Genomic DNA, 23861 nt, shown 5'->3' with positions numbered 1-23861 from the left:
GCCGGTCACAGAAACTGAACGGGCTTTTCCCATTGCAACAGCGCCGCGCAACCTTCGTCCGACCAGACACGATGTTCCGACCCGATCGAGTTGATAATGAAATCGCCCGCCCGATAGGTGCCATTATCGTCGCTTTGTGACCCGTCCAGCACAAGAATGGTTTCAACCCCGGCATGGCGGTGGCGCGGGGCGGCGGCCCCCCGTTCATAGCGCAGAACGGCGATCTGCGGATCGTCGCGGCGAATCCAATGCACGGTAATGCCCGGTTTGAACGGTTCATATGCCAGGTCGCGCCAGCCGCCGTTCAGCAATTGGCGCGTGTCGGGCAGGGCGGTCATGCCAAGGCCCCCAGAATATCATCGGTGGGCGCGGTCCAGCCGACAATGGCGCCCTGGGCGCGGATCATGTCGATGGCGGCCTGTTTGAAGGCGGGGAAATAGCTTTCGGTTGCATCGGTTGCCAACAGGCAATCATAGCCGCGGTCATTGGCCTCGCGCATGGTGGTCTGCACGCAGACCTCGGTTGTGACCCCGGCGAAGATTAGTTGTCGCAGGCCCTTTTCAGCCAGAACCTGCGCAAAGGAGGTGGCGTAAAACGCGCCTTTGCCGGGTTTGTCGATCACGGTTTCACCCTCGATCGGATAAAGCTCGGGGATGATATCCGCGCCGGGTTCGCCGGCGATCAGGATACGCCCCATAGGGCCCGGATCGCCGATGCGCAGGGCGGGATTGCCCCGGTTGCGTTTGGCGGGGGGCAGGTCAGACAGATCGGCGCGATGGCATTCGCGGGTGTGGATCACCGGCAGGCCCGCGGCGCGAAAGCCGTCGATCAGGCGTCTTGTGGTCGGGATGATCGCACGCAACAGCGCCACATCATTGCCAAGCGAGGCGCCAAAGCCGCCCGGTTCGACAAAATCGCGCTGCATGTCGATCACCACCAATCCGATACTGTCGGGATCAAAGGCAAAATCAAACGGTTCGGCCCGGATCAATGGCATCACGCATGCCCCGCCATATAGCCACCGATTTCGGCCACATCGGCCTGCGCGGCGGTCGTTTCAAAGGCGATATGCCCTTCGGACATCACCAGAATGCGGTCGGACAGTTCCAGAATTTCATCCAGATCCTCGCTGATCAGCAGCACCGCCGCGCCGCGATTGCGGGCCTCGACGATTTTCTCGCGGATGGTGGCGACGGCGGCAAAGTCCAGGCCGAAACAGGGGTTGGACACGATCAGCAGATCGACATCACCGGTCAGTTCGCGCGCCAGCACCGCGCGCTGGACATTGCCGCCCGAAAGGGCTGCGATCGGGCTTTGAGGCGAGGCGGTCTTGACCTTGAACTGGGCGATCATCGCATCGGCATTGGCGGCGATCCGGCGATTGCTTTTCCAGAACCGCGGGCGCGGGCCGGTCCCGACATCGAACAGCCGAAAGGCCAGGTTTTCGGCCACGCTCATCTTCGGGGCGCAGGCGTTTTGCAGCGGCTCTTCAGGCAGATAGCGCACCTTATGCGCCTTGGCTTCAGCGCGGGTGGCCGTGAACGGCGTTCCTTTGACGCGAACTGTGCCGCCTTTCAGCGGGCGCTGGCCTGTCAGAATCTCCATCAATTCCATCTGGCCATTGCCGGACACCCCGGCGATTCCCAGGATTTCGCCGCCATGAACGGCGATATCGTCAATTCTGATCTCTTTCAGTCTCGACCGGTCGTCAGCCTGAATTCCGTCCAGTTTCAGAATGGCATCTCCACGGGTGCCCGTGCGTTTCACCTCGGATATTTCGGGGTCTGCGCCCATCATCATCCGGGCCATATCGGCGGTGGTCAGATCGGTGACCGCCCCGCCGCCCGCATGTTTGCCGCGCCGCAGAACCGTCACGTCATCAGCAAAGCTGGTGACTTCGCGAAACTTGTGGGTAATCATGAGCACCGAAATTTCGCCCGCCTGGGTCAGGGCGCGGACATGGCCCAGAACCTCGGTCGCTTCGGCAGGGGTCAGAACCGATGTCGGTTCGTCAAGGATCAGGAACCTGCGGCCCAGATACAGCTGTTTGAGAATTTCCAGCTTTTGCTTTTCGCCCGCCGCCAGCCGCTTGACGGGTTGGTCCAGCGGCACCTTGAATGGCATGCCGTCCATGAACGCCGCCAGTTCTGCGCGTTCTCTGGCCCAGTTGATCACGCCCGGGGCATCGGCCCGGCTGATAACCAGGTTTTCGGCGGCCGTCAGCGACGGGACCAGCGTGAAATGCTGATAGACCATGCCCAGCCCCAGATCATGGGCAATGCGTGGATCGGTCATCCTGGCTTCTTGTCCGGCGACCAGAACATCGCCCGAGGTGGCGTGATAAAAGCCCATGATGCATTTCACCAGTGTCGATTTTCCCGCGCCGTTTTCGCCCAGAAGGGCGTGAAACGTCCCGGCCGGAATGTTGATCGACACATTGTCCAGCGCGGTGAAATCGCCAAAGCGCATGGTCATCCCCACGGCCTCTATCCCGACCGCGCCGCGTGGTGTGGTTGCGCGCCGCGTCATGGCAGCGCCGCGATCAGGGACGCGCTGTGGGAAACCGCGCCGAATACACCGCCCTGCATCTTGACCATCTTGACGGCGGCATCATGATTGCCTTTGTCTGTGGCACCGCAACAATCTTCGACAAGCAGACATTCGAAACCGCGATCATTGGCTTCGCGCATCGTGGTATGGACGCAGACATCGGTGGTGATGCCGGTCAGGATGATATTGTCGATGCCGCGCGTGCGCAGCAGCAGTTCCAGATCGGTGGCGCAGAAGCTGCCCTTGCCGGGTTTGTCTATGATCGGCTCGCCATCTCTGGGGTAAAGCTCCGGGATGATGTCCCAGCCCGGCTCGCCCCGGATGAGGATCTTGCCGCAGGGCCCGGCATCGCCGATGCCAGCCCCGATCTGCTGACTGCGCCAGCGCTTGTTGGGGGGCAGGTCGGCCAGATCGGGGCGGTGGCCTTCGCGGGTATGGATGATCAGGTATCCCTTGTCGCGCATCGTGGCCAGAAGGCCCTTGATCGGTTCGATCGGGGCCTGTGTCAGGGACAGGTCATAGCCCATCGAATCGACATAACCGCCGGTGCCGCAGAAATCGGTCTGCATGTCGATAATGATCAGCGCCGTATTTTCGGGGCGCAGATCGCCGTTCCAGGGCCAGCGATAGGGATCGGCGTCAATATGGGTCACCATGTTTCCTTTCGTCTTGTCATCCTTGGGGCGGTCATTTGGTAATGCTCAGCTCGCCCGGCGCGCCTTCCATCGCCTTGTTGGGCGATGATGTGGCGATCAGCAGGCCCAGCGTCAGCACGTAAGGTGCCGCGAAGAACAGGTAATAGCCCTGCGTTACCCCCACCGATTGCAGCGCCGGCCCCAGTGCACCAGCGCCGCCAAACAGAAGTGCGGCCCAGAAACAGTTCATCGGGTTCCAGCGCGCGAAAATCACCAGGGCAACCGCCATCAGGCCCTGACCGGATGAAACGCCTTCGTTCCAGCTGCCGGGATAATAGAGCGACAGATAGGCCCCGCCGATACCCGCCAACGCGCCGCCCGCCGCCGTGGCCAGCAGGCGCACCAGATTGGGGTCCAGCCCCATGGCGCGGGCGGCATCGGTGCTGTCGCCGACCACCCGCAGGATCAGCCCGATCCGGGTGGATCTGAACATCCATGTCAGAAACACCGCAAACGCCGCCCCGATCAGAAACAGGGCATTGATCTGCAATGCCGCCTGCACCTGCGATATGCCCGACCACCAGCCAAGGGGGATCGACGGCAGATCGGGCGCGACCGGCTGGATATAGGGTTTGCCGAAAAAGAACGCCAAACCCATGCCCAGCAACATCATGGCAATGCCGATGGCGATGTCGTTCACGCCCTTGAATTTGCACACCCAGCCGTGGAACAGCCCGAACACCATGCCCGCCAGGGCCGCCGCCAGCACCCCCAGCCAGGCAGACCCGCTGTTATATGCGATGGCATAGCCTGTCATTGCGCCAAAGATCAGCGTGCCTTCCAGCCCCAGATTGATGCGGCCCGATCGTTCGGTCAGGCATTCGCCCAGCGAAACGAACAGGAACGGCGTGGAGACCCGTATCGCCCCGCCCAGAATGGCCAGCGGCACGCCCCACAGCCCGATATCGGCGACCGTGCTCATGATTTCACCGCCCAAAAGGCCGGGGTAAAGACCCGGAACCGGCCATACAACGTTTCGCTGAGCAGGATGACGACGAACACGATACCCTCCATGACCAGTATTGTTGCATCGGGCAGGTCCATCCGGCGCTGGATCAATCCGCTGGAGGCCTCGAATCCGGCCAGCAGGATGGCCACCGGAATGATGGCCAGCGGGTTGTGGCGGGCCAGAAACGCGATCAGGATGCCGGTATAGCCATATCCGGCGATCAATGATCCATTGGCCGATCCGTGAATGGCCGACACTTCGAACATCCCCGCCAGCCCGGCAAAGGCACCGCCCAATGCGGTGAAGCCGATGATCAGCCTGCCGACCGGCAGGCCCTGCACCTGTGCTGCGCGCACATTGTCGCCCGCTATGCGTGCGGCAAAGCCGATCGTGGTGCGCTCGATCAGCACCCAGCACAGGATGCAGGCGATGATGCCCGCCGCAAATCCCCAATGCACATCAATGCCGATGGGAATATCGCCCATGCGCAGATGCGCGGGCAGCGGCGTAGTCGAGGGTTTGTTCAGACTGGCCGGATCGCGGAACGGGCCTTCGACCAGATGGTTCATCAGGGCAATCGCGATATAGGCCATCAAAAGCGAGGCAATGGTTTCGTTCACGCCGCGTTTGAACCGCAACGCCCCCACAGCGCCGATCCATATGCCGCCCATCGCCGCGCCGGCCAGGCCCATGCCTATGAATCCGATAAAAGACGGCGCCGCGGCCAGCCATGTGCCGGTTACAGCCGCCGCCAGGCCACCCAACGCAATTGCGCCTTCGCCGCCGATCACCACCAGACCCAGCCGCGCCGGCAGCGCAACGCAAAGCGCCGCCAGCAACAGCGGCGATACCCGCGACAGCGTGTTTTGCCAGGAAAAGGCCGAGCTGAACCCGGCCTTGTAGACCAGCCCGTAAAAATCGGCCGGTGATTTGCCCATGATCAGCAGGAACAGCGAAAACACCGCCATTCCGACCAGCAGCGCCCCCAGCGGGATGGCGACCCCTTCCAGACGGGGCACCATGTCCTGCAGGAAGGATGCGCGCCGCGTCGGGGCGGGGATATGCGTGGCTGCCGTCATGGCGCTGTTCCCTAGCTGGTCGACCCAAGAACGCCGTCAACAAGGTAATCCATGCTTTCCAGCGCCACGTCGGTTTCAACGAAGGATTGCCCTTCGGTGGCGATCACATTGCCCTTGTTATCCTTCATCGGTCCGTTGATCACGGCATAGCCGCCCGCCATGATCTTGGCTTTCGTATCTTCGAACTGGGCGCGCGCGGCATCCGATACGGCGGGGCCGAGGGGGCTCATCTTGATGAAACCTTCAGCCAGGCCGCCGCGTACGAAATTGTCGATCATGCCGCCCTCCAATGTGGTTTTCACCATCTTGGTATAGACATTGGCCCAGTTCCATTCGGCCCCGGTCAGATATTTTTCTGGCGCCAGCGGGCTTTGGTTGGCGTGATAGCCGCAAACATAGGCCCCGCGCCCGGCAGCGGTTTCGATCACCACCTTTGGACCGTCCACATGGCAGGTGATCACATCACAGCCCTGATCGCACAGCGCGTTGGTTGCTTCGGCCTCTTTCACGGCCAGCGACCATTCGCCGGTAAAGATCACCTGACAGGTGATCGTCGGATCGACCTGACGCGCGCCCAGCAGGAACGAATTGATATTCAGCAGAACCTGCGGGATCGGCTTTGCCGCGACGAAGCCGATTTTCTTGGATTTGGTCGCATGTCCGGCGGCAATACCGTTCAGGAACTGGCCCATTCCGATATAGCCGAAATACGATCCCACGTTCTTGGGGTCGGTTGCCGGGTTCCACAGGCCGCCCGCATGTTCAAACCGCACATCGGGGAATTTCGGCGCAAGTTCCAGAATATGCGGGTTGAAATAGCCAAAAGAGGTCGGGAACAACAGTGATGCCCCATCGAAATTGATCATCGACTGCATGGTGTTCTGCACATCGTTGGTCTCGGGCACGTTTTCTTCTTCGACGACGGTGACGCCAGCCATTTCCTTGACCGCTGCGGCGCCTTCGGCATGGGCCTGGTTATAGCCATAGTCGTCCTTGGGCCCGACATAGATGAAGCCCACGGTCAGGTCAGTGGCCGCCAATGCGCGGCCCACCGGCAGGGTTGCGCCCAGGGCCGCGGCGCCTGCCAGTGCGGCGGTCGAATTCAGAAAACCGCGGCGCGAGATATTTCGGGTGTTTGACATCAGCACTCTCCTTTGCCGGCCGCAGGGTGGTTCGCGCGAAGGGGCAGGGATGCAGCCCCCTGCATCGAAGATCGGCCGGTGTCCAATCCATGGAATCAACCATAGATCGGATGAGCGGTTCTGACTTATGCTATTTTCAGGCTAGACCGGTGCATGTGATGCACCGCTTGTTCGGCATGTGTCAAACCGGTGCGGCTTCCAGGGCTTGTGTCAACTGGTGCACGAACCGTGCCGAGGCCACGGGCAGCGTGCGCCCGCGCAACTGGCCCAGTAACAGGTTGCCCGGCTCGACATCGCGCGCCGAAAGCGGACGCATCGCCAGACCTGTTTCGGGTTGCGGGTTCAGGCCGATGGGAAACTGAAAGCTGATCGCGTTTTCATGCAGCACATAATGGCGCATGAAATCGAAGGATTCCGATTCCGCGATGGGCGATACCCGGCTGGAACTGGTTTTTTTCGCGGCCTCGTCCAGCAGCATTCGCACACCAAAGGAGGGATCAGGCGCGACATGCGGGTGTGCCAAACATTCGCGCAGCCTGACAGTTTCGTGCCGCGCCAGCGGATGATCGGCCCGCATCAGCGCGAATATCGGCTGCGTCACAGCGGCGATCACCTCGAAGTCGACCAGATGGCGGGGTTCGAACACCAGCGCGATATCGCTGCGAAAGGTGCTGAGTTCGCGTTCCGCCTGCACCCGGTCGCGGACATTGACGCTGAACGTCACGCCGGGGTGGTCGCGCCGGTATTGCGCGATTTGGTCCGGCAGGAAATAGGGCAACAAGGCCTGCGAGCAAGCGATCGACACATGCCCGCGCCGTTCACCCGCCAGATCGGCGACCTGCGATTGCAGGCGCGCCAGATCGGACCGCTGGGCCCGTATATGCTGGATCAGCATCTCGCCCGCCGGGTTCAGGCGCACCCCGCGCGCAAGGCGTTCGAATATTTCGTAACCGAATTCATCCTCGAACCGGTTGATCCGCCGGTTCAGCGCGGATGCCGTGATATTCATATCCTCGGCCGCCTTGCGGATGGATCCCGCGCGCATCACGGCCTCGATAAAGTCGAAATCCTGAAGATGTTTCATATGATCCCCCGAGCGGTGCATAATTTGCACCACTTTAGTGTATTATTAGCATTTGTTCTAACCCTTCCGCCGCGCGAGGTTGAAAACATGCGCCCGCGATGAAGGAGTATTCATTTGGATCATTTGCCGTTCACCTTGCCTGCTCTTCAGCAGGCTTATGCCGATGGCCTGACCCCCGCCCGAATGATCGACATGGTGTTTGACCGGATCGCTGCGGTTGGTGATCCTGCCATATTTCTGCATCTTGCCAGCCGCGATGACCTTCACGCTGCAGCGGCCACCCTGGGTGATCATGACCCAGCGCGCCCGTTATGGGGCATCCCATTTGCGGTCAAAGACAATATCGACGTGGCCGGAATGCCCACCACGGCCGCCTGCCCGGCTTTTGCCTATGATGCGCAGGCCGATGCCTTCGTGGTGGCCCGGCTGCGCGCGGCAGGCGCGATCGTCATCGGGAAAACCAATCTGGATCAGTTCGCCACCGGGCTGGTGGGGGTGCGTTCGCCTTATGGGGTGCCGCGCAACGCGATTGATCCGCTGATCGTGCCGGGTGGGTCGTCGTCAGGGTCTGCCGTCGCTGTGGCCCATGGCATCGTCAGTTTCGCGCTGGGCACCGATACTGCAGGATCGGGGCGGGTGCCGGCGGCGCTGAACAATATCGTGGGGCTCAAGCCCTCGCTGGGTGTATTGTCGGCAACGGGTCTGGTGCCTGCCTGCCGCAGTCTGGATACGATTTCGGTCTTCGCGCTGACGGTCGATGACGCCTATGCCGCCTATCAGGCCGCCGCCGGGTTTGACCCCGCCGACAGCTATGCCCGCGCCATCCCGGCCCCCGATCTGGCCGAGGTGCCACCGGGTCTGAAAATCGGCATCCCCAGTGCCGACACGATCCGGTTTTTTGGCGATACGGTGCAGGCGCAGTCATTCGGCGCGTCAGTCGCGGCGTTGCGCACATCGGGCGCAAGCGTGACCGAGGTTGATTTCGCGCCGCTCTATGCTGTGGCCGATATGCTGTATCAAGGCGCCTGGGTCGCCGAACGCTATGCCGTGATCGAAGACCTGCTGGCGCGCGATCCGGGGGCCGTGTTGCCGGTGACGCGCCAGATCATCACCAAGGCCGAAAGCCTGAGCGCGACCGACGCCTTTCGTGGCATGTACCAGTTGAAAGACCTGATCCGCGCCGCCCAGCCGCAATTGGAAAAGGTCGATCTGCTGTGCGTGCCGACGATGCCGACATTCTATTCGCTGGCCGATTTGCAGGCCGATCCGATCACCCCGAATTCCAATCTGGGCACCTATACCAATTTCGTGAACCTGATGGATATGTGCGGTATCGCCGTGCCGACCCCGGCGCGGCCCGACGGGCGGCCCGGCGGGGTGACGTTGTTGGCCCCCACTGGGCAGGATGCCCTGATCGCGGCCGCCGCGCGCGGGTTGGAACGGGTCGGCAGACGCACCCTGGGCGCCACGGGCTGGACCGTGCCACCCCCATCTGGGGCCGCCAAGGCGAAAGACGATACCATTCGGCTGGCCGTCTGCGGTGCGCATATGTCCGGGCTGCCGCTGAACAAGGATCTGACCCTGCGCGGCGCGCGGTTCTTGCGCAAGGCGCAGACCAGCGCCGATTACCGGTTTTATGCGCTGGCGGGCGGGCCGCCATTTCGCCCCGGTCTGGTGCGCGATCCGGGGCAGGGCGCGCCGATCGCGCTGGAGATTTGGGAAATGCCGCAAGCGGGGTTCGGCAGTTTCATGAAAACCATTCCCGCCCCCTTGGGCATAGGCACGCTGATGCTGGCCGATGGTGGAACGGTGCAGGGTTTTATCTGCGAACAGGCCGGGATCAGCGGCGCACGGGATATCACCGAATTCGGTGACTGGCGCGCCTTTCTGACCAGTCTGCAAACCGCCTGACAAAAAAGCCCCCGTATGCGCGGGGGCTTTCATTTTGTCGTTCTTGGCGCGGACTATTTGGGAATATCGCCCACCACGCCTTCGACGTAAAAGCCCATGCCGGCCAGCGTGCCGTCATCGGCCACTTCACCGGCGGCCAGCCAGGGCGTTCCGTCCTGCTTATTCAGCGGGCCGGTGAAGGGATGATAGCTGCCATCCTCGATGGATTTTTTCAGCGCCTCGGCCTCGGCCCGCACTTCGGCGGGGATCGCATCCGAAAACTCGCCGATGCCGACCATGCCGTCCTTGATGCCCTGCCAGGTGTTCACGCTGGTCCAGGTGCCGTCCAGCACCGCCTGCACGCGGTCGATGTAATAAGGCGCCCATTCGTCGATGATCGACGAAATGCGCGGGGCGGGGGCATATTCGGCCATGTCGGCGGCCTGGCCAAATCCGAACCCACCCGCCTTTTTCAGCACGGCCAGCGGGGCGGTGGAATCGGTATGGGCCAGAACAACGTCCACGCCCTGATCCAGCAGCGCCTGCGTGGCGTCGGCCTCTTTGGCCGGGTCATACCAGGTGCTGACCCAGATCACCGAAAGCTGGACATCGGGATTGGCCTTCTTGGCGTGGATATAGGTCGAGTTGATGCCGCGAATGACCTCGGGGATCGGGAAAGAGGCGATATAGCCGATCTTGCCTGTCTTGGTCATCTTGCCAGCCAGAAAACCGGTCACGGCGCGGCCTTCGTAAAAGCGCGCGGAATAGACCGACACGTTATCGGCGGTCTTATATCCGGTGGCGTGTTCGAATTTCACCTTGGGAAATTTCTTGGCCACGTTGATCGTCGGGTCCATATAGCCGAAGGATGTGGTGAAGATCAGATTGACGCCCGACAGCGCCATCTGGGTCATCGTGGCTTCGGCGTCGGCACCTTCCGGCACGCTTTCCTGTTCGATCAGTTCGACCTTGTCGCCGAAATGTTCCTTCATCTTCATGGCCGCTTCGTGGTGATGCTGGCTCCAGCCGCCATCATTCTTTGGGCCCACGTAAATAAAGCCGACCTTGACCTTGTCGGCAGCAAGGGCGGCAGTGCCCATGCTGACGGCAAGTGCCATCCCGGCCAATAATGTTCTGCGTTTCATTTGGTTACTCCCCTTAGGTGCGGGCACAGGCCCGAAGTTGACACAGCGCCCCTAGCTTGAGGCATGAAAAACGCGGCCAAGCGAGCCGGGCGCGTTCAGGGCGGCCCGGCTGCGATCGGCCGAGATGATTACCAGCACGATAATCGTTATCAAATACGGGCTCATCGACAAGTAGGCGGCAGGAATCGCAACCCCTGCCGCCTGAAGGTTCAGCTGCAAAACCGTCACGCCGCCGAAAAGATATGCACCCAGCAAGACACGCGCTGGTTTCCACGAGGCGAAAACCACAATCGCCAGTGCGATCCAGCCCGCGCCTGCGGTCATGCCATTGGTCCATTGCGGCACCCGCACCAGCGACAGATAGGCCCCGCCCAACCCGGCACAGGCCCCGCCAAAGGCAATCGCCATCAGCCGGATCCGCACGACCTTGTATCCCAGTGCATGGGCAGCGTCGTGGTTTTCGCCGACCGCCCGCAAGACCAGCCCGGCGCGGCTGTATTTCAGAAAAGCCCACAGCCCGACCACCAGCGCGATCGACATATAGACGATGATATCATGCGAAAATACGATACGGCCCAGCACCGGAATATCGGATAACGTTCCAAGGTCCAGTTGCGGCACAGCGGGTGGCTTGAGCCCGGTATAGCCCTGGCCCAGCAGCGCCGACAGCCCCAGCCCGAACAACGTCAGCGCAAGGCCGGTTGCAACCTGGTTGGCCAACAGAATCTGGGTCAGAACCCCGAATATCAGCGCCAGGACAGCCCCTCCTGCCGCCGCCGCAACAAAGCCCAGGGCGGGGCTGCCCGTTTCGATCGTGATGGCAAATCCGCAAATCGCACCAACGATCATCATGCCCTCGACGCCCAGATTCAGCACCCCGGCCTTTTCCACCACCATCTCGCCCAGTGCCGCCAGCAGGATGGGCGTCGCCGCGATCATCAGGGATGCGATCAATATGGCGGGGTTAATGGCGGACAGGTCCATCAGGCAACCTCTGATCTGGTAAAACGAACACGAAAATGGGTCAGAAAATCGACGCCCAGCAGGAAAAACAACAGCATGCCCTGAAACGCCTGGATCGAAGCCGCAGGCAGCCCCAACACAAGCTGGGCCAGACTGCCACCGATATAGGTCAGGCCCATAAGCAGCCCGGCCAGCAGGATGCCCACCGGATGCAGGCGCCCAAGGAAGGCAACGATGATGGCCGTAAAGCCATAGCCGATATTGAAATCAATGCTGATCTGCCCGGCCGGGCCGGATACCTCGAACAGGCCCGCCAGACCTGCCAGCGCGCCGGACGCCCCCATGCAGAACAGGATCAGCGCATTCGGGTTGACACCAGCAAAGCGCGCCGCGCGCGGGCTTTGTCCGGTCAGCCGGATCTGGAACCCCAGCATATGGCGATTCAACAGGATATAGGCACAGATCACCGCCAGCAGGGCCGCCACGCCGCCCCAATGCAGACCCGCGCTTTCCCAAAGCCAGCTTGATGCACTGTCATATTGCGCAAGGTTGCGCGATCCGGGGAAACCATGCCCCTCGGGATTTTTCAAAGCGCCCAATGCCATCGAGGCCAGCACATGCTCGGCCACATAGACCAGCATCAGTGAAACCAGTATCTCGTTCGTGCCGAAACGCACTTTCAACAGCGCCGGGATCATCGCCCAGGCCCATCCGCCCAGCGCGCCCGCGATCACCATCAGCGGCAAAACATACCAGTGTTGCGCAGGGTAAAAGGCCAGCCCGACCGCAGCGCCGCAGACAGCGCCGATGATATACTGCCCTTCGGCGCCGATATTCCATATTCCGGCACGAAACCCCAGGCTTAGCCCGATCGCGATCAGGATCAGCGGGGTCGCCTTCACCAGCAATTGCCCGCGGTAATAGGATGCGAATTCGCCAAGGACCGGATCCCAGAAAATCGTGCGGATTGCCAGGATCGGATCCTTGCCCAATGCCATGAACAGCACGCCGCCCGCCAGCATGGTCAGCAAGACCGCCAGAAAGGGGGTCGCGATCATCCAGATCCGCGAAGGCGCCGCCCGCTTTTCCAGCCGGATCATGTTGCCGCCCCCTGATCGTACAGGCGACCGCAAGAGAATGGGTATTTGGGCCAAGAATAAACCCTGTGCTTATTCTTGGTCCAAATACCCTCGCCGAAGGCGCCTATGGCGCAGCTTCCATTATACATGCGCCACCTCCATACCGTGGGCGCCACCCATCATCAGGCCGATTTCTTCCATTCCCAGACCCTGTGCCGGTCTTGGCGGGGAAAGGCGGCCCTCGTTGAGGGCGGCGAAACGGTCAGAGATTTCCAGCAGCTCGTCCAGATCCTGGCTTATGACGATGATTGCCGCGCCATCGCTTGCCAGATCCAGCAAGGATTGCCTGATGGCCGCGGCTGCCGAGGCATCCACGCCCCAGGTGGGCTGGTTCACGACCAATATGTCGGGGCGTTGCAGAACTTCGCGCCCGATCACGAATTTTTGCAGATTGCCCCCCGACAGAGAGCGTGCGGTGTTCTGGGCGCCGGGGGTGCGGACATCGAAGGTTTGTATGATCCTATCCGCAAAGGCGCGTGCGGCGGGCCATTTCAGAAAACCGCCTGCCGTCAGGCGTTCGCGTATCGCGCCGGTCAGGACAGCGTTTTCAGTCAGGTTCATATCGGGGGCGGCCGCGTGGCCCAGCCGTTCTTCGGGTGCAGACAGGACGGCGATGCGGCGGCGTGCGCTGGGCCCCAGATGCCCTATCGGCTGATCGCGCAACGTGATGGCGCCCGAGGTTGTCAGCGCCTCTCCCGAGAGGGCCGCCAGCAATTCGTCCTGACCATTTCCGGCGACGCCGCCTATGCCAAGGATTTCTCCGCTGCGCAGCGTGAAGCTGATATTCCTGAGATGCGTTCCAAACGGGTCGGCCGGGGTCAGGACCAGGTCATCGACCTGAAGGACAATATCGCCCGGCGTCTTGTCCATGCGGCGTGGGGGCTGCAATTTGGCGCCAATCATCATTTCCGCCAGTTCAGCAGCCGAGGTTTCGCGCGGGTTGCAACTGCCGACCACCTGCCCGCGCCGCAGAATCGTGGCCCGGTCGCACAGGCTGCGGATTTCTTCCAGCTTGTGCGAGATATAGAGTATCGCGGTGCCTTCGGCAGACAGTTTGCGCAGGGTGGTGAACAGGATCTGCACTTCCTGCGGGGTCAGAACGCTGGTGGGTTCATCCATGATCAGCAGCCTGGGATCCTGCAGCAGACATCGGATGATCTCCACCCGCTGGCGTTCGCCAGCCGACAGATCGCCCACCATGCGCGATGGGTCCAAAGGCAGGCCATAGGTTTCGCTGACGGCGCGGATTTTGGCCGCCAATTGGCCCTGGGGGGGCGGATTTTCCATGCCAAGAGCAATATTCTCGGCCACGTTCAGCGCATCGAACAGTGAAAAATGTTGAAACACCATCGCCACCCCGGCAGCACGGGCGGCGCGGGGTTCCGTCGGCGCATAGGTCTGGCCGTGCAGGACCATGCGCCCGGAATCGGGTTTGACCAACCCATAGATCATCTTGACCAGCGTCGATTTACCGGCGCCGTTTTCGCCCAGCAAGGCGTGAACCTCGCCTTCGGCAATGGTAAAGGACACATCCTGATTGGCGATGACGCCGGGATAGGCCTTGGTCAGCCCTTCGATGGTCAGCAGTGTCTTCACCCCGCAGTGCCCCCCATGGCCTGTCTTTCCCGGTGTTGCGACAGTAGCGCCGAGGCCACGCCCACGGCAATGGCCTGTGGGTGTTTGCCCAGTGACGGTTGCCCGATGGGGCAGCAGATGCGTGCAATATGGGCATCGGAATGCCCCAGTTGCGACAGCCGGCTGCGGAACCGGGCCCATTTCGTTGCCGAGCCGATCAAACCCGCACTGGCAAATCCGTGGCATAACAGGCTGTGGCACAGCGCCAGATCCAGCGCGTGGGAATAGGTCAGGATCAGGTGATGCGCGTCTGCGGGCGCCCGGGGCACCGCATCGGAAGGGATTGCGGCGACCAGTTTTGTCACCCCGGCAGGCACGTCTTCGGGAAAACGGTCGGCCGCTGTATCGACCCAGGTGATGGCAAAGCCCGGCAGGGGGGCCAGAACAGCCACCAGTGCCCGCCCGACATGGCCCGCGCCATGGATCCACAGCATTGTGGCGGGGGCTGTGATCGGTTCCACCATCCAGCCAGATATCAGGCCCGGCGACGGTGGCTGGCCGGATGCACGTGCCCGGTGGAGCATTCGCCTGACTGCAAACGGCATGGCCGTTCCGGCGATGACGGGGCGTGCATGAACATGTTCGGGCAATTCCAGAACGGCGGACTGATCGAATAACTCGGTCAGGATCTGCACGGCGCCACCGCAGCACTGCCCCAGCGCGGGGCCCAGCGGGATGCGGTGCAGGCGCGGTCCCGGCCCGTCCGCCAGCAAGCGGCGTGCCTGTTGCGCAGCAGAATGTTCCAGCGCGCCGCCGCCGATGGTGCCAGACTGCCCGCCCGCCCAGACCAGCATCGCCGCCCCCACCTCGCGCGGGGCCGATCCATCGACAGCGGCCACCACAACCCGCGCCACCCGGCCATGCAGCGCCACCTTTTCTGCCAGTTCGGCCCGGTCGATGCTCATGCGCGCACCCGTTGCATTGCGGCCAAAAGGCGCTCGGCCGTGGCGGGCGCATCCAGCGCGGGATAATCCGCGCCACAGGCTGCAACCGCATCCGATAGTGCCATCAGCGCCGATATACCCAGCATCAGCGGCGGCTCGCCCACCGCCTTGGACCTGTAAATGGTTTCCTCGCGGTTGCGTCCCCTGGACCACAGCGCCACGTTGAACAGGGCGGGCCGGTCCGAACAGGCCGGGATCTTGTAGGTTGATGGGGCGTGCGTGCGCAGCCGCCCCCTGGCATCCCAGACCAGTTCCTCGGTCGTCAGCCAGCCCGCGCCCTGCACAAATCCGCCCTCGATCTGCCCGATGTCCAGTGCCGGGTTCAGGCTGGTCCCGGCATCATGCAGGATATCCGCCCGCAATATGCGGTTCTCACCCGTCAATATGTCAACGACCACCTCGGTCACCGCCGCCCCATAGGCGAAATAGAAGAACGGCCGCCCCTTGCCGGCGATGCGATCCCATTCCAGCTTGGGCGTGGCGTAAAACCCGGTGGCCGACAGGCTGACCCGCGCCTGATAGGCGCTGGCGGCAGCCTGGGCAAAGCTCATCTCCTGCGTGCCGACAAAGACCTTGCCGTTTTCAAAGAAGACCTGGGCGGGGTCAGTCTGATGCAGCTCGGCCAAATGCGCGGCGATCCGCTCGCGGATCGTGTCACAGGCGGCTTTCACGGCCATACCGTTCAAATCCGATCCACTCGATGCCGCGGTGGCCGATGTATTGGGCACCTTGCCGGTATCGGTCGCGGTGATCTTCACCGCGCGGATATCCACCCCGAAACTGCTGGCGGCCACCTGCGCGACTTTCTGAAACAGGCCCTGACCCATTTCAGTGCCGCCGTGGTTCATATGGATCGACCCATCCTGATACACATGCACAAGCGCCCCGGCCTGGTTCAGATGGGTCAGCGTGAACGATATGCCGAATTTCACCGGCGTCAGTGCAATGCCGCGCTTCAGGATCGGGCTGGTCGCGTTCCAATCGGCAATGGCGGCCCGGCGCGCCGCGTAATCGGCCGTATCCGCCAGTTCAGCCACCAGATCATGCAGCACGAAATCCTCGACCGCCATGTGATAGGGCGTGGTCTGCACGCCTGTCGGCACCATGGGCACCCCGCCCGGATCAGGCGGCGCCCCGCGCGATGTCAGGTCGGTATGCCCATCAGAAACTGTCGCCTTGCGCTTATTCTTGGTCGAAATACCCCCGCCGGAGGCATCCGCCCCCTCCACCTGCGGGGCATAGAAATTCAGCCGCCGCACGTCCAACGGATCGCGGCCAACCGCATGGGCGACATGATCCAGCACCCGCTCGATCCCCACCATGCCCTGCGGCCCGCCAAAGCCGCGAAACGCCGTCGCCGATTGCGTGTTGGTCTTCAGTCGGTGACTTTCGATCCGGCAGGCGGGCAGATGATAGGCATTGTCGGCATGCAGCATGGCCCGGTCCGCGACCGGCAGCGACAGATCCATCGACCAGCCGCAGCGCGCATATTGGACGAACTCAACCCCGGCGATCCGGCCCCCCGCGTCAAACCCCACGCGGTATTTGATCCGAAAATCATGCCGCTTGCCGGTGATCATCATATCGTCGTCACGATCGTATCGCATCCGGCAGGCCTGCCCCGTCAGTTGCGCGGCCACCGCACAGGCGACGGCCAGCGCATTACCCTGGCTTTCCTTGCCGCCAAAGGCGCCGCCCATCCGGCGGCATTCAACCCGAACGGCGTTCATCGGGCGCGCCAGGGCCTCGGCCACCTTGTGCTGAATTTCGGTCGGGTGCTGAGTCGAGGAATAGACGACCATATCGCCGCCTTCCTGCGGCACCGCCATCGCGGCCTGACCTTCCAAATAGAAATGTTCCTGTCCGCCGATCTCGATGGTGCCGCTGATCTGGCGCGGGGCGGCGTCAATGGCGGCTGATGCATCCCCTTTTTCCCAGATGCGGGGGCCATCCTCGAACAGGCTGCCTGCCGTCAGCGCATCATCAATGCTCAGCACGGCGGGTTTTTCGGCATACTCCACTTCGGCCAGCCGCGCCGCCCGGCGCGCGGCCAGATGGCTGTTGGCCACCACCAGGAATATGGGCTGGCCCGCGTAATATACCTCGCCCGTGCTGAGCAGGGGTTCGTCATGGGCTGAAGGCGATACATCATTGGCGCCGGGCAGGTCCAGCGCCGTCAGCACCGCCACCACGCCGGGCGCTGCGCGCACCGGGTCCAGATCCATTGATACCAGCGTGCCGCGCGCCACCGCCGACAGCCCGAATGCCAGATGCAGCGCGGGCCCCGGCGCCGGAATATCATCGACATAGCGGGCCTGCCCGGTCACATGAAGATGCGCCCCATCATGGGGCAGGGGGCTGCCCACGCTCATGCCTGCACCGCCTGCACGCGGGTCTGCGTTCCCTGATCTTCATGGTAATACCGCGCCAAAAGGCCCCGCGCCGCATCCAGCCGGTATTGCGCCGAGGCCCGCATATCGCTGAGCGGTTGAAAATCCTCTTCCCAGGCTTCCCACGCGGTGGTGATGGTATCACTATCCCAGCTTTGCCCGATAAGGGTATCTTCGACATGGGTCGCGCGTCTGGGCGTGCCCGCCATGCCGCCAAAGGCGATGCGTGCCCCCGTCACGATGCCGTCTTCCACGGTGATATTGAAACAGCCGCACAGGGCCGAAATATCCTGATCGAAGCGTTTTGACACCTTATAACACTTCAGCCGGTCGGGTTGGCGCGGGATGCTGATGGCCTCGACAAATTCGCCCTCTTTGCGGTCCTGCTTGCCATAATCGACAAAGAAGTCCTCCAGCGCGATCACGCGCCGCCGGCCGGCCCGGCGCAGGTGCAGGCTGGCCCCCAGCGCGATCAGCGCGGGCGGGCCGTCACCAATGGGCGATCCGTTGGCGATATTGCCCCCCAGCGTGGCGGCATTGCGCACCTGGACCGATCCGTATCGGCGGATCATCGCGGCAAAATCAGGGTGATGTTCCTGCATCAGCGCACCCAGATCGGTGATGGTGACACCGGCCCCGATGCGAATATCGGTGTCGGTGACGCTGATGGTTTTCAGATCGTCACAGCCACCCAGAAACGCGACCGGGCCCAGATCGCGCATCTGTTTCGTCACCCACAGGCCCACATCTGTGGCGCCACCGATCAGTGTGCCGCCCGGGTTGTTGGAATACCAGGCAGCCAGTTCATCGGCGCTGCGCGGCAGGGCGAAGGGCTGGTCTGCCTCGGGCGGGGGCGATGCGGGAACGGGGGGTTTGTCGGCCATCCAGTCTGGAACCGGGGCGGTCTGGGCAGCCTGCGCCGCGCGGATGATCGGGGCATAGCCAGTGCAGCGGCACAGGTTGCCGGCCAATTGTTCGTCGTGATCGGTCGCGCCATTCAGATGCGCCACTGCCATCGAGACCACGAAACCGGGCGTGCAAAACCCGCATTGCGATCCGTGATGATCCACCATTGCCTGTTGCACGGGATGCAGCGCGCCATCCGGCCCGCTGATGCCTTCGACGGTGCGCACGGCCTTGCCATGCAGTTGCGGCAGAAACAGGATACAGGCGTTCAGGGCCCGCGCGCCCTTGCCATCGGACACCATCACGGTGCAGGCGCCGCAATCGCCCTCGTTGCAGCCTTCCTTGGTGCCGGTCAGGCGGCGATTTTCACGCAGCCAGTCCAGCAAGGTGCGCGTCGGCGGTTGATCGGCCACGCGCATCGTCTCTCCGTTCAGAAGAAACTCTATCTGCATTCACGAAACCCGCCGCTGTCTGGGTCCGGCCCTGTCCTCCCCACCCGATGCGGCGTAAAGTGGGGATGTGGCCTGTGATAGGGGCAGCAAAGCGGGAATGAACCGGCTTGGCAAGCATTGAGCGCGACCAGACCCGCATTTTGGGATCAGGCGCCCGCATGGGCCTGCTGTTTGTGCAGGCGGGTTTTGCGCTGGATCATTTGCACCGGGTCCGGGTTGGCTAAACTGATGCAGCAAAGCCGAGGTGCGGGATGCGCGTTTCATTCCTGTTTATATTGGGTATCGCCCTTGTGGTGATCGGGGCATTGTCTTTCGGTCTGTTTCAGGCCGCGCGGGCGCGCGCGGCGTTGATGGCGGGTATGGACGCAACGCCCTTGCCGCGCGATGTGTCGGCTGGCCTGCCACCACTGGTGCGCGCCTTTGCCCTGCGCGGCGGGGCAGATGCCTCCGGGCCTGCTTGCGGGCTGCATCTGCGTCAGGTGGCGCGGATCCGGCTGAAAAAGGATGGTCCTTTTACCGGATTGACGGCGCGGCAACGCATCTCTAGCGGCGCGCCGGGTTTTGTCTGGATGGCAAGGCAGCGGCGCGGGCCGTTTACGCTGATGCGGGTCAGCGACAGTTTTGTGGCCGGGCAGGGCGGGTTGCAGGTGTGGCTGCTGGGGATGATCCGGGTGGCGAATGCCACCGGCCCTGACGTGACGCGCGCCGAGGCGATGCGGTATCTGGCCGAATTGCCCTGGGCGCCCGATGCGATTCTGGGCAATCCGGAATTGCATTGGCAGATGGTGGCCCCTGATCGCGCGCGGGTTTCCCTGCGGGTGAAGGGGCAGGATGTATCGGTTGACCTGCTATTCGATGAGCATGGCGATATCGCATCGGCCGAAGCGAAAGATCGACCCGCCACAGAAGACGGCCTGACCGTCCTGCGCGATTGGCGCGGGATTTTCAGCGACTACCGACAGATCGGGCCGCGCCGCGTGCCGGGTGAGGCCGAGGTGGGCTATGTCTATCCCGACGGGTATCAGGCCTATTACCAGGGCACTGTAACCGATCTACGTGCAGAGGCGTGCTGACCGGGCCGCGCGTACAAATTAGCGCCTTCCTGTCGCGTGCCCGCCGCAGTAGTCTGATCGCATGACCAGCCCTCCCCGATTCATCCATCTGCGTGTGCATACCGAATATTCGCTGCTGGAAGGCGCGGTGCGCATCAAGAAACTGCCGGGCTTGTGCCTTGCTGCAGGTATGCCCGCCGTGGCGGTCACGGACACAAACAACATGTTCGCAGCCCTGGAATTTTCAGTGGCTGCGTCCGGGGCCGGGGTTCAGCCGATCATCGGGTGCCAGATCAGCCTTGATCATGATCCCGCCGCGCCGGGCGAAAAGCCGCGTCCGCCGGCACCGATTGTATTGCTGGCGCAGGACGAGGCGGGATACGGCAATCTGCTGAAACTGAATTCGGCATTGTATCTGGGCAAGGCCGGGGCGCTGCCGCAGGTCACGGTGGATGATCTGGCGCAATATGCCGACGGGCTGATCTGCCTGTCGGGTGGTCCCGACGGGCCTGTGGGGCGGTTATTGCTGGCCGGTCAGCGCATCAAGGCCGAGGCCTTGGTTGCGCGGCTTGCGCAGATCTATCCCACGCGGCTTTATGTGGAATTGCAGCGCCACCCCGGCGAGGGCGGGCTGCCCGAGGCCGAGGCCATGACCGAACCCGGCCATATCGAGATCGCCTATGCGATGGGCCTGCCGCTGGTTGCGACCAATGATGTCTATTTTCCCGATGCAAAAATGTACGAGGCGCATGATGCGCTGATCTGCATCGCCGAGGGCGCCTATGTCGATCAATCCGGCCCGCGCCGCCGCCTGACGCCCCAGCATTATTTCAAAACGCCGCAGGAAATGGCGACCCTGTTCGCCGATCTGCCCGAGGCATTGGAGAATACGATCGAGATCGCCCGCCGCTGTGCGGTAATGGCCGAACGGCGCGCGCCAATCCTGCCGAAATTCGCGGATGACGAGGTGGAAGAACTGCGCCGTCAGGCCCGCGCCGGGCTGGCCGACCGGTTGGCGGTAATTCCGCATGCCGCGCCCGTCGCCGAGTATGAGGCGCGGCTGGAGTTCGAGCTGGACATCATCACCAGCATGGGCTTCCCCGGTTATTTCCTGATCGTGGCCGATTTCATCAAATGGGCCAAGGATCACGACATTCCGGTTGGTCCCGGTCGCGGGTCGGGGGCCGGCTCACTGGTGGCCTATGCGCTGACCATCACCGATCTGGACCCGCTGCGGTATTCCCTGCTGTTTGAACGGTTTTTGAACCCTGAACGGGTGTCGATGCCCGACTTCGACATCGATTTCTGCATGGATCGCCGCGAAGAGGTGATCCAGTATGTGCAGGCCAAATATGGTCGCGAAAAGGTGGCGCAGATCATCACCTTTGGCGCGCTTTTGTCCAAGGCCGCCGTGCGCGATATCGGCCGGGTATTGCAGATGCCCTATGGTCAGGTGGACCGGCTGTCGAAAATGATCCCGGTCGAAGGCGTCAAGCCCGTCAGCATCGAAAAGGCGCTGGCCGACGAGCCCCGCCTGCGCGAGGAGGCCAAGGCCGAAGAGGTTGTCGCCCGCCTGCTGGAGTATGGCCAGCAGGTCGAAGGCTTGCTGCGCAACGCCTCGACCCATGCCGCCGGTGTGGTGATCGGCGACCGCCCGCTGGATGAGCTGGTGCCGCTGTATCAGGACCCGCGTTCCGACATGCCCGCCACCCAGTTCAACATGAAATGGGTGGAACAGGCCGGGCTGGTCAAGTTTGACTTTCTGGGGCTGAAGACCCTGACCGTCATTCAGGGCGCGCTGGAATTGCTGAAGCGGCGCGGTATCGAGATCGACATCGGGCTGATCCCGCTCGATGACAAGAAGACCTATGATCTTTACGCCAGTGCAAAGACCGTCGCGGTGTTTCAGGTTGAAAGCTCGGGCATGATGGACGCGCTGCGCCAGATGCGTCCGACCTGTATCGAGGATATTGTGGCGCTGGTGGCGCTGTATCGTCCCGGCCCGATGGAAAATATCCCGACCTATTGCCAGGTGAAAAACGGGCTGAAGGAACTGGAGAGCATCCACCCGCTGATCGACCACACCCTGAAGGAAACGCAAGGCATCATCGTCTATCAGGAACAGGTGATGCAGATCGCGCAGGAAATGGCTGGTTACAGCCTTGGCGGTGCCGATCTTTTGCGCCGCGCAATGGGCAAGAAGATCGCCGAGGAAATGGCCAAGGAACGCCCGAAATTCATTGCGGGCGCAACCGCCAACGGGGTCGACAAGAAAAAGGCGGGTGAGGTTTTCGACCTGCTGGAGAAATTCGCCAATTACGGCTTCAACAAGTCCCACGCCGCCGCCTATGCTGTGGTCAGCTATCAAACCGGATATCTGAAGGCTAATTACCCCGTTGAATTCATGGCCGCCGTCATGAATTGCGATATCCATCTGACGGACAAGCTGAACACCTATGCCGAAGAGGTGCGCCGCGGGTTAGAGATTGAGATCGTGCCGCCCTGCGTCAACCGATCCGACGCGCTGTTCGGTGTGTCGGAAGGGCGGCTGGTTTACGGGCTGGGCGCGCTGAAAAACGTTGGTGCCGATGCCATGGGCCTGATCGTGACCGGGCGGGGCGACAAACCCTTTGCCACGCTTTATGATTTTGCCCGCCGGGTTGATCTGAAACGTATCGGCAAGCGCCCGATGGAAATGCTGGCCCGCGCTGGCGCGTTCGATGAGCTTGATCCGAACCGCCGCCGGGTGTTCGACAGCCTGGATGCGCTGGTGAACTATTCCGCGGCCATCCATGAACAGCGTTCCTCAAATCAGGTTTCTCTGTTCGGCGAGGCAGGCGACGACCTGCCCGAACCGCGCCTGTCGCCCGTGGCGGACTGGCTGCCTAACGAACGTCTGGCCGAGGAACACAAGGCCATCGGGTTCTATCTGTCGGGGCATCCGCTGGACGATTACATGGGCGCGCTGAAGCGCAAGCAGGTGCTGACGCTGGCCGAGGTGATGCAAAAGGCGCAAAGCGGCGCATTCATAGGCAAGATTGCCGGGTCGGTTTCGGGGCGGCAGGAACGCAAATCGGCCAAGGGAAACCGCTTTGCCTTTGCCCAGCTTTCCGACCCGACCGGCCTGTATGAGGTCACGCTGTTTTCGGATGTTCTGGAAACCGCGCGCGAGCATCTCGAGACGGGAACGAACGTGGTTCTTGTCGTCAAGGCCGAGCTGGAATCCGATCAGCTGAAGCTGCTGGCCCAGTCGGTTCAGCCAATAGACCTGGTTGTGGCCGATGCGGGCGGCGCGGGGTTGCGGATCTATATTGATGCGCCTGCGGCCATTTCTCCGGTGGCCAATGTGCTGAACGGCGCGCGGGCTCAGGCGACGCGGCCGGGGGGGCCGGTGCAGTTTTGTCTTATGGCGTCGGGCCTGCCCGGCGAGGTCGAGATCGATCTGCCCGATGATTACCCCGTGACCCCGCAAATTCGCGGGGCGATCAAGTCATTGCCGGGTGTGATCATGGTGGAAGAGGTCTGAGACCTACCAGTGGGGCGGTTTTTGGTCGGCCAGGGGGACGGTGCCGCCTGCATCGAATTCCCGTTCTGCCTCGCGCTCCATCAGCATTCGAACGCGGTTGGTCAGCAGCGCAATCTCGCGCCCCTGCGCCGTTATGATATCCGAAAGATCGTCCATTGCAGCGGTCAAATGGGCGATGCGTTCCTCAAGCGCGGTGAGCTGGTCTTCGATCATGGTGGTTCTCCTGCGTTCGGGGGCTGTGACGCCCCGATATCATAGCCCGGCTTGCCCCGATGCTCGCCATCCGCTATGCCCCGCCCGGACCCATATGGCAGGAAACG

General features: G+C 62.4%; 19 protein-coding genes. 3 read left to right on the top strand and 16 right to left on the bottom strand.

What is annotated here, in order from left to right; translation table 11 throughout:
* Window positions 1-5: 5 nt before the first annotated feature.
* From ACTCHC_RS05355 to ACTCHC_RS05320, 8 genes are all read right to left on the bottom strand, one after another.
* Window positions 6-338: a cupin domain-containing protein gene (locus tag ACTCHC_RS05355; RefSeq protein ID WP_463021441.1), complete on the bottom strand. Its 333-nt coding sequence runs from the start codon at window positions 336-338 to the stop codon at window positions 6-8.
* Window positions 335-997, bottom strand: a complete 663-nt coding sequence (locus tag ACTCHC_RS05350) for a cysteine hydrolase family protein (RefSeq protein ID WP_463021440.1) — start codon at window positions 995-997, stop codon at window positions 335-337. The genes ACTCHC_RS05355 and ACTCHC_RS05350 overlap by 4 nt, the downstream gene beginning before the upstream one ends.
* Window positions 997-2529: an ABC transporter ATP-binding protein gene (locus tag ACTCHC_RS05345; RefSeq protein ID WP_463021439.1), complete on the bottom strand. Its 1533-nt coding sequence runs from the start codon at window positions 2527-2529 to the stop codon at window positions 997-999. The genes ACTCHC_RS05350 and ACTCHC_RS05345 overlap by 1 nt, the downstream gene beginning before the upstream one ends.
* Window positions 2526-3203, bottom strand: coding sequence for a biuret amidohydrolase (gene biuH, locus ACTCHC_RS05340; protein WP_463021438.1), 678 nt, complete (start codon window positions 3201-3203; stop codon window positions 2526-2528). The genes ACTCHC_RS05345 and biuH overlap by 4 nt, the downstream gene beginning before the upstream one ends.
* Before the next feature lie 34 nt (window positions 3204-3237).
* A complete protein-coding gene (locus tag ACTCHC_RS05335) occupies window positions 3238-4167 on the bottom strand; it encodes an ABC transporter permease (protein WP_463021437.1) in 930 nt (309 codons plus the stop codon).
* Window positions 4164-5273, bottom strand: a complete 1110-nt coding sequence (locus tag ACTCHC_RS05330) for an ABC transporter permease (RefSeq protein ID WP_463021436.1) — start codon at window positions 5271-5273, stop codon at window positions 4164-4166. The genes ACTCHC_RS05335 and ACTCHC_RS05330 overlap by 4 nt, the downstream gene beginning before the upstream one ends.
* 11 nt (window positions 5274-5284) lie before the next feature.
* Window positions 5285-6415 carry a BMP family ABC transporter substrate-binding protein gene (locus tag ACTCHC_RS05325; RefSeq protein WP_463021435.1) on the bottom strand — a complete coding sequence of 377 codons (1131 nt, stop codon included), beginning with the start codon at window positions 6413-6415 and terminating at the stop codon, window positions 5285-5287.
* Window positions 6416-6596: 181 nt separating this feature from the next.
* Window positions 6597-7499, bottom strand: a complete 903-nt coding sequence (locus ACTCHC_RS05320; protein ID WP_463021434.1) for a LysR family transcriptional regulator — start codon at window positions 7497-7499, stop codon at window positions 6597-6599.
* A gap of 114 nt (window positions 7500-7613) precedes the next feature.
* Here ACTCHC_RS05320 and atzF point away from each other — a divergent pair, with 114 nt between their 5' ends.
* A complete protein-coding gene (atzF, locus tag ACTCHC_RS05315) occupies window positions 7614-9410 on the top strand; it encodes an allophanate hydrolase (RefSeq protein WP_463021433.1) in 1797 nt (598 codons plus the stop codon).
* Window positions 9411-9463: 53 nt separating this feature from the next.
* Here atzF and ACTCHC_RS05310 read toward each other — a convergent pair whose 3' ends face one another.
* The 7 genes from ACTCHC_RS05310 to xdhA all read right to left on the bottom strand — a co-directional run bounded on the left by ACTCHC_RS05310 (window position 9464) and on the right by xdhA (window position 18963).
* The gene (locus ACTCHC_RS05310; protein WP_463021432.1) at window positions 9464-10534 is read right to left on the bottom strand and encodes a BMP family ABC transporter substrate-binding protein; all 1071 of its coding nucleotides are present in this window, start codon (window positions 10532-10534) and stop codon (window positions 9464-9466) included.
* 51 nt (window positions 10535-10585) lie between these two features.
* Window positions 10586-11518 carry an ABC transporter permease gene (locus tag ACTCHC_RS05305; RefSeq protein ID WP_463021431.1) on the bottom strand — a complete coding sequence of 311 codons (933 nt, stop codon included), beginning with the start codon at window positions 11516-11518 and terminating at the stop codon, window positions 10586-10588.
* Window positions 11518-12597 (bottom strand): ABC transporter permease, encoded by a 1080-nt coding sequence (locus ACTCHC_RS05300; protein ID WP_463021430.1) that lies wholly within the window; start codon window positions 12595-12597, stop codon window positions 11518-11520. The genes ACTCHC_RS05305 and ACTCHC_RS05300 overlap by 1 nt, the downstream gene beginning before the upstream one ends.
* 120 nt (window positions 12598-12717) lie before the next feature.
* Window positions 12718-14232, bottom strand: a complete 1515-nt coding sequence (locus tag ACTCHC_RS05295) for an ABC transporter ATP-binding protein (protein ID WP_463021429.1) — start codon at window positions 14230-14232, stop codon at window positions 12718-12720.
* A complete protein-coding gene (gene xdhC, locus ACTCHC_RS05290) occupies window positions 14229-15176 on the bottom strand; it encodes a xanthine dehydrogenase accessory protein XdhC (protein ID WP_463021428.1) in 948 nt (315 codons plus the stop codon). Before xdhC ends, ACTCHC_RS05295 begins: the two co-directional genes overlap by 4 nt.
* Window positions 15173-17587, bottom strand: coding sequence for a xanthine dehydrogenase molybdopterin binding subunit (xdhB, locus tag ACTCHC_RS05285; RefSeq protein ID WP_463021427.1), 2415 nt, complete (start codon window positions 17585-17587; stop codon window positions 15173-15175). The genes xdhC and xdhB overlap by 4 nt, the downstream gene beginning before the upstream one ends.
* The gene (gene xdhA, locus ACTCHC_RS05280; RefSeq protein WP_463021426.1) at window positions 17584-18963 is read right to left on the bottom strand and encodes a xanthine dehydrogenase small subunit; all 1380 of its coding nucleotides are present in this window, start codon (window positions 18961-18963) and stop codon (window positions 17584-17586) included. The genes xdhB and xdhA overlap by 4 nt, the downstream gene beginning before the upstream one ends.
* 251 nt (window positions 18964-19214) lie before the next feature.
* Here xdhA and ACTCHC_RS05275 point away from each other — a divergent pair, with 251 nt between their 5' ends.
* Together ACTCHC_RS05275 and dnaE are read left to right on the top strand one after the other, a co-directional pair.
* Window positions 19215-20036 carry a DUF6544 family protein gene (locus ACTCHC_RS05275; RefSeq protein WP_463021425.1) on the top strand — a complete coding sequence of 274 codons (822 nt, stop codon included), beginning with the start codon at window positions 19215-19217 and terminating at the stop codon, window positions 20034-20036.
* Window positions 20037-20097: 61 nt separating this feature from the next.
* Complete coding sequence (gene dnaE, locus ACTCHC_RS05270; RefSeq protein WP_463021424.1) at window positions 20098-23541, top strand: DNA polymerase III subunit alpha; 3444 nt, start codon at window positions 20098-20100, stop codon at window positions 23539-23541.
* 3 nt (window positions 23542-23544) lie between these two features.
* Here the strand turns inward: dnaE and ACTCHC_RS05265 are convergent, their stop codons facing one another.
* The gene (locus ACTCHC_RS05265; protein ID WP_463021423.1) at window positions 23545-23754 is read right to left on the bottom strand and encodes a SlyX family protein; all 210 of its coding nucleotides are present in this window, start codon (window positions 23752-23754) and stop codon (window positions 23545-23547) included.
* Between the last annotated feature and the right edge of the window lie 107 nt (window positions 23755-23861).

It is taken from the genome of Actibacterium sp. (assembly GCF_055134745.1).
This window is presented reverse-complemented; position numbering and strand designations above follow the sequence as displayed.

What these genes read in the sequence shown, in the direction of transcription:
- ACTCHC_RS05355 (WP_463021441.1), bottom strand. Translation starts at nt 338, where the DNA reads ATGACCGCCCTGCCCGACACGCGCCAATTGCTGAACGGCGGCTGGCGC.
- ACTCHC_RS05350 (WP_463021440.1), bottom strand. Translation starts at nt 997, where the DNA reads ATGCCATTGATCCGGGCCGAACCGTTTGATTTTGCCTTTGATCCCGAC.
- ACTCHC_RS05345 (WP_463021439.1), bottom strand. Translation starts at nt 2,529, where the DNA reads ATGACGCGGCGCGCAACCACACCACGCGGCGCGGTCGGGATAGAGGCC.
- ACTCHC_RS05335 (WP_463021437.1), bottom strand. Translation starts at nt 4,167, where the DNA reads ATGAGCACGGTCGCCGATATCGGGCTGTGGGGCGTGCCGCTGGCCATT.
- ACTCHC_RS05330 (WP_463021436.1), bottom strand. Translation starts at nt 5,273, where the DNA reads ATGACGGCAGCCACGCATATCCCCGCCCCGACGCGGCGCGCATCCTTC.
- ACTCHC_RS05325 (WP_463021435.1), bottom strand. Translation starts at nt 6,415, where the DNA reads ATGTCAAACACCCGAAATATCTCGCGCCGCGGTTTTCTGAATTCGACC.
- ACTCHC_RS05320 (WP_463021434.1), bottom strand. Translation starts at nt 7,499, where the DNA reads ATGAAACATCTTCAGGATTTCGACTTTATCGAGGCCGTGATGCGCGCG.
- ACTCHC_RS05310 (WP_463021432.1), bottom strand. Translation starts at nt 10,534, where the DNA reads ATGAAACGCAGAACATTATTGGCCGGGATGGCACTTGCCGTCAGCATG.
- ACTCHC_RS05305 (WP_463021431.1), bottom strand. Translation starts at nt 11,518, where the DNA reads ATGGACCTGTCCGCCATTAACCCCGCCATATTGATCGCATCCCTGATG.
- ACTCHC_RS05300 (WP_463021430.1), bottom strand. Translation starts at nt 12,597, where the DNA reads ATGATCCGGCTGGAAAAGCGGGCGGCGCCTTCGCGGATCTGGATGATC.
- xdhC (WP_463021428.1), bottom strand. Translation starts at nt 15,176, where the DNA reads ATGAGCATCGACCGGGCCGAACTGGCAGAAAAGGTGGCGCTGCATGGC.
- xdhB (WP_463021427.1), bottom strand. Translation starts at nt 17,587, where the DNA reads ATGAGCGTGGGCAGCCCCCTGCCCCATGATGGGGCGCATCTTCATGTG.
- xdhA (WP_463021426.1), bottom strand. Translation starts at nt 18,963, where the DNA reads ATGCAGATAGAGTTTCTTCTGAACGGAGAGACGATGCGCGTGGCCGAT.
- ACTCHC_RS05275 (WP_463021425.1), top strand. Translation starts at nt 19,215, where the DNA reads ATGCGCGTTTCATTCCTGTTTATATTGGGTATCGCCCTTGTGGTGATC.
- dnaE (WP_463021424.1), top strand. Translation starts at nt 20,098, where the DNA reads ATGACCAGCCCTCCCCGATTCATCCATCTGCGTGTGCATACCGAATAT.
- ACTCHC_RS05265 (WP_463021423.1), bottom strand. Translation starts at nt 23,754, where the DNA reads ATGATCGAAGACCAGCTCACCGCGCTTGAGGAACGCATCGCCCATTTG.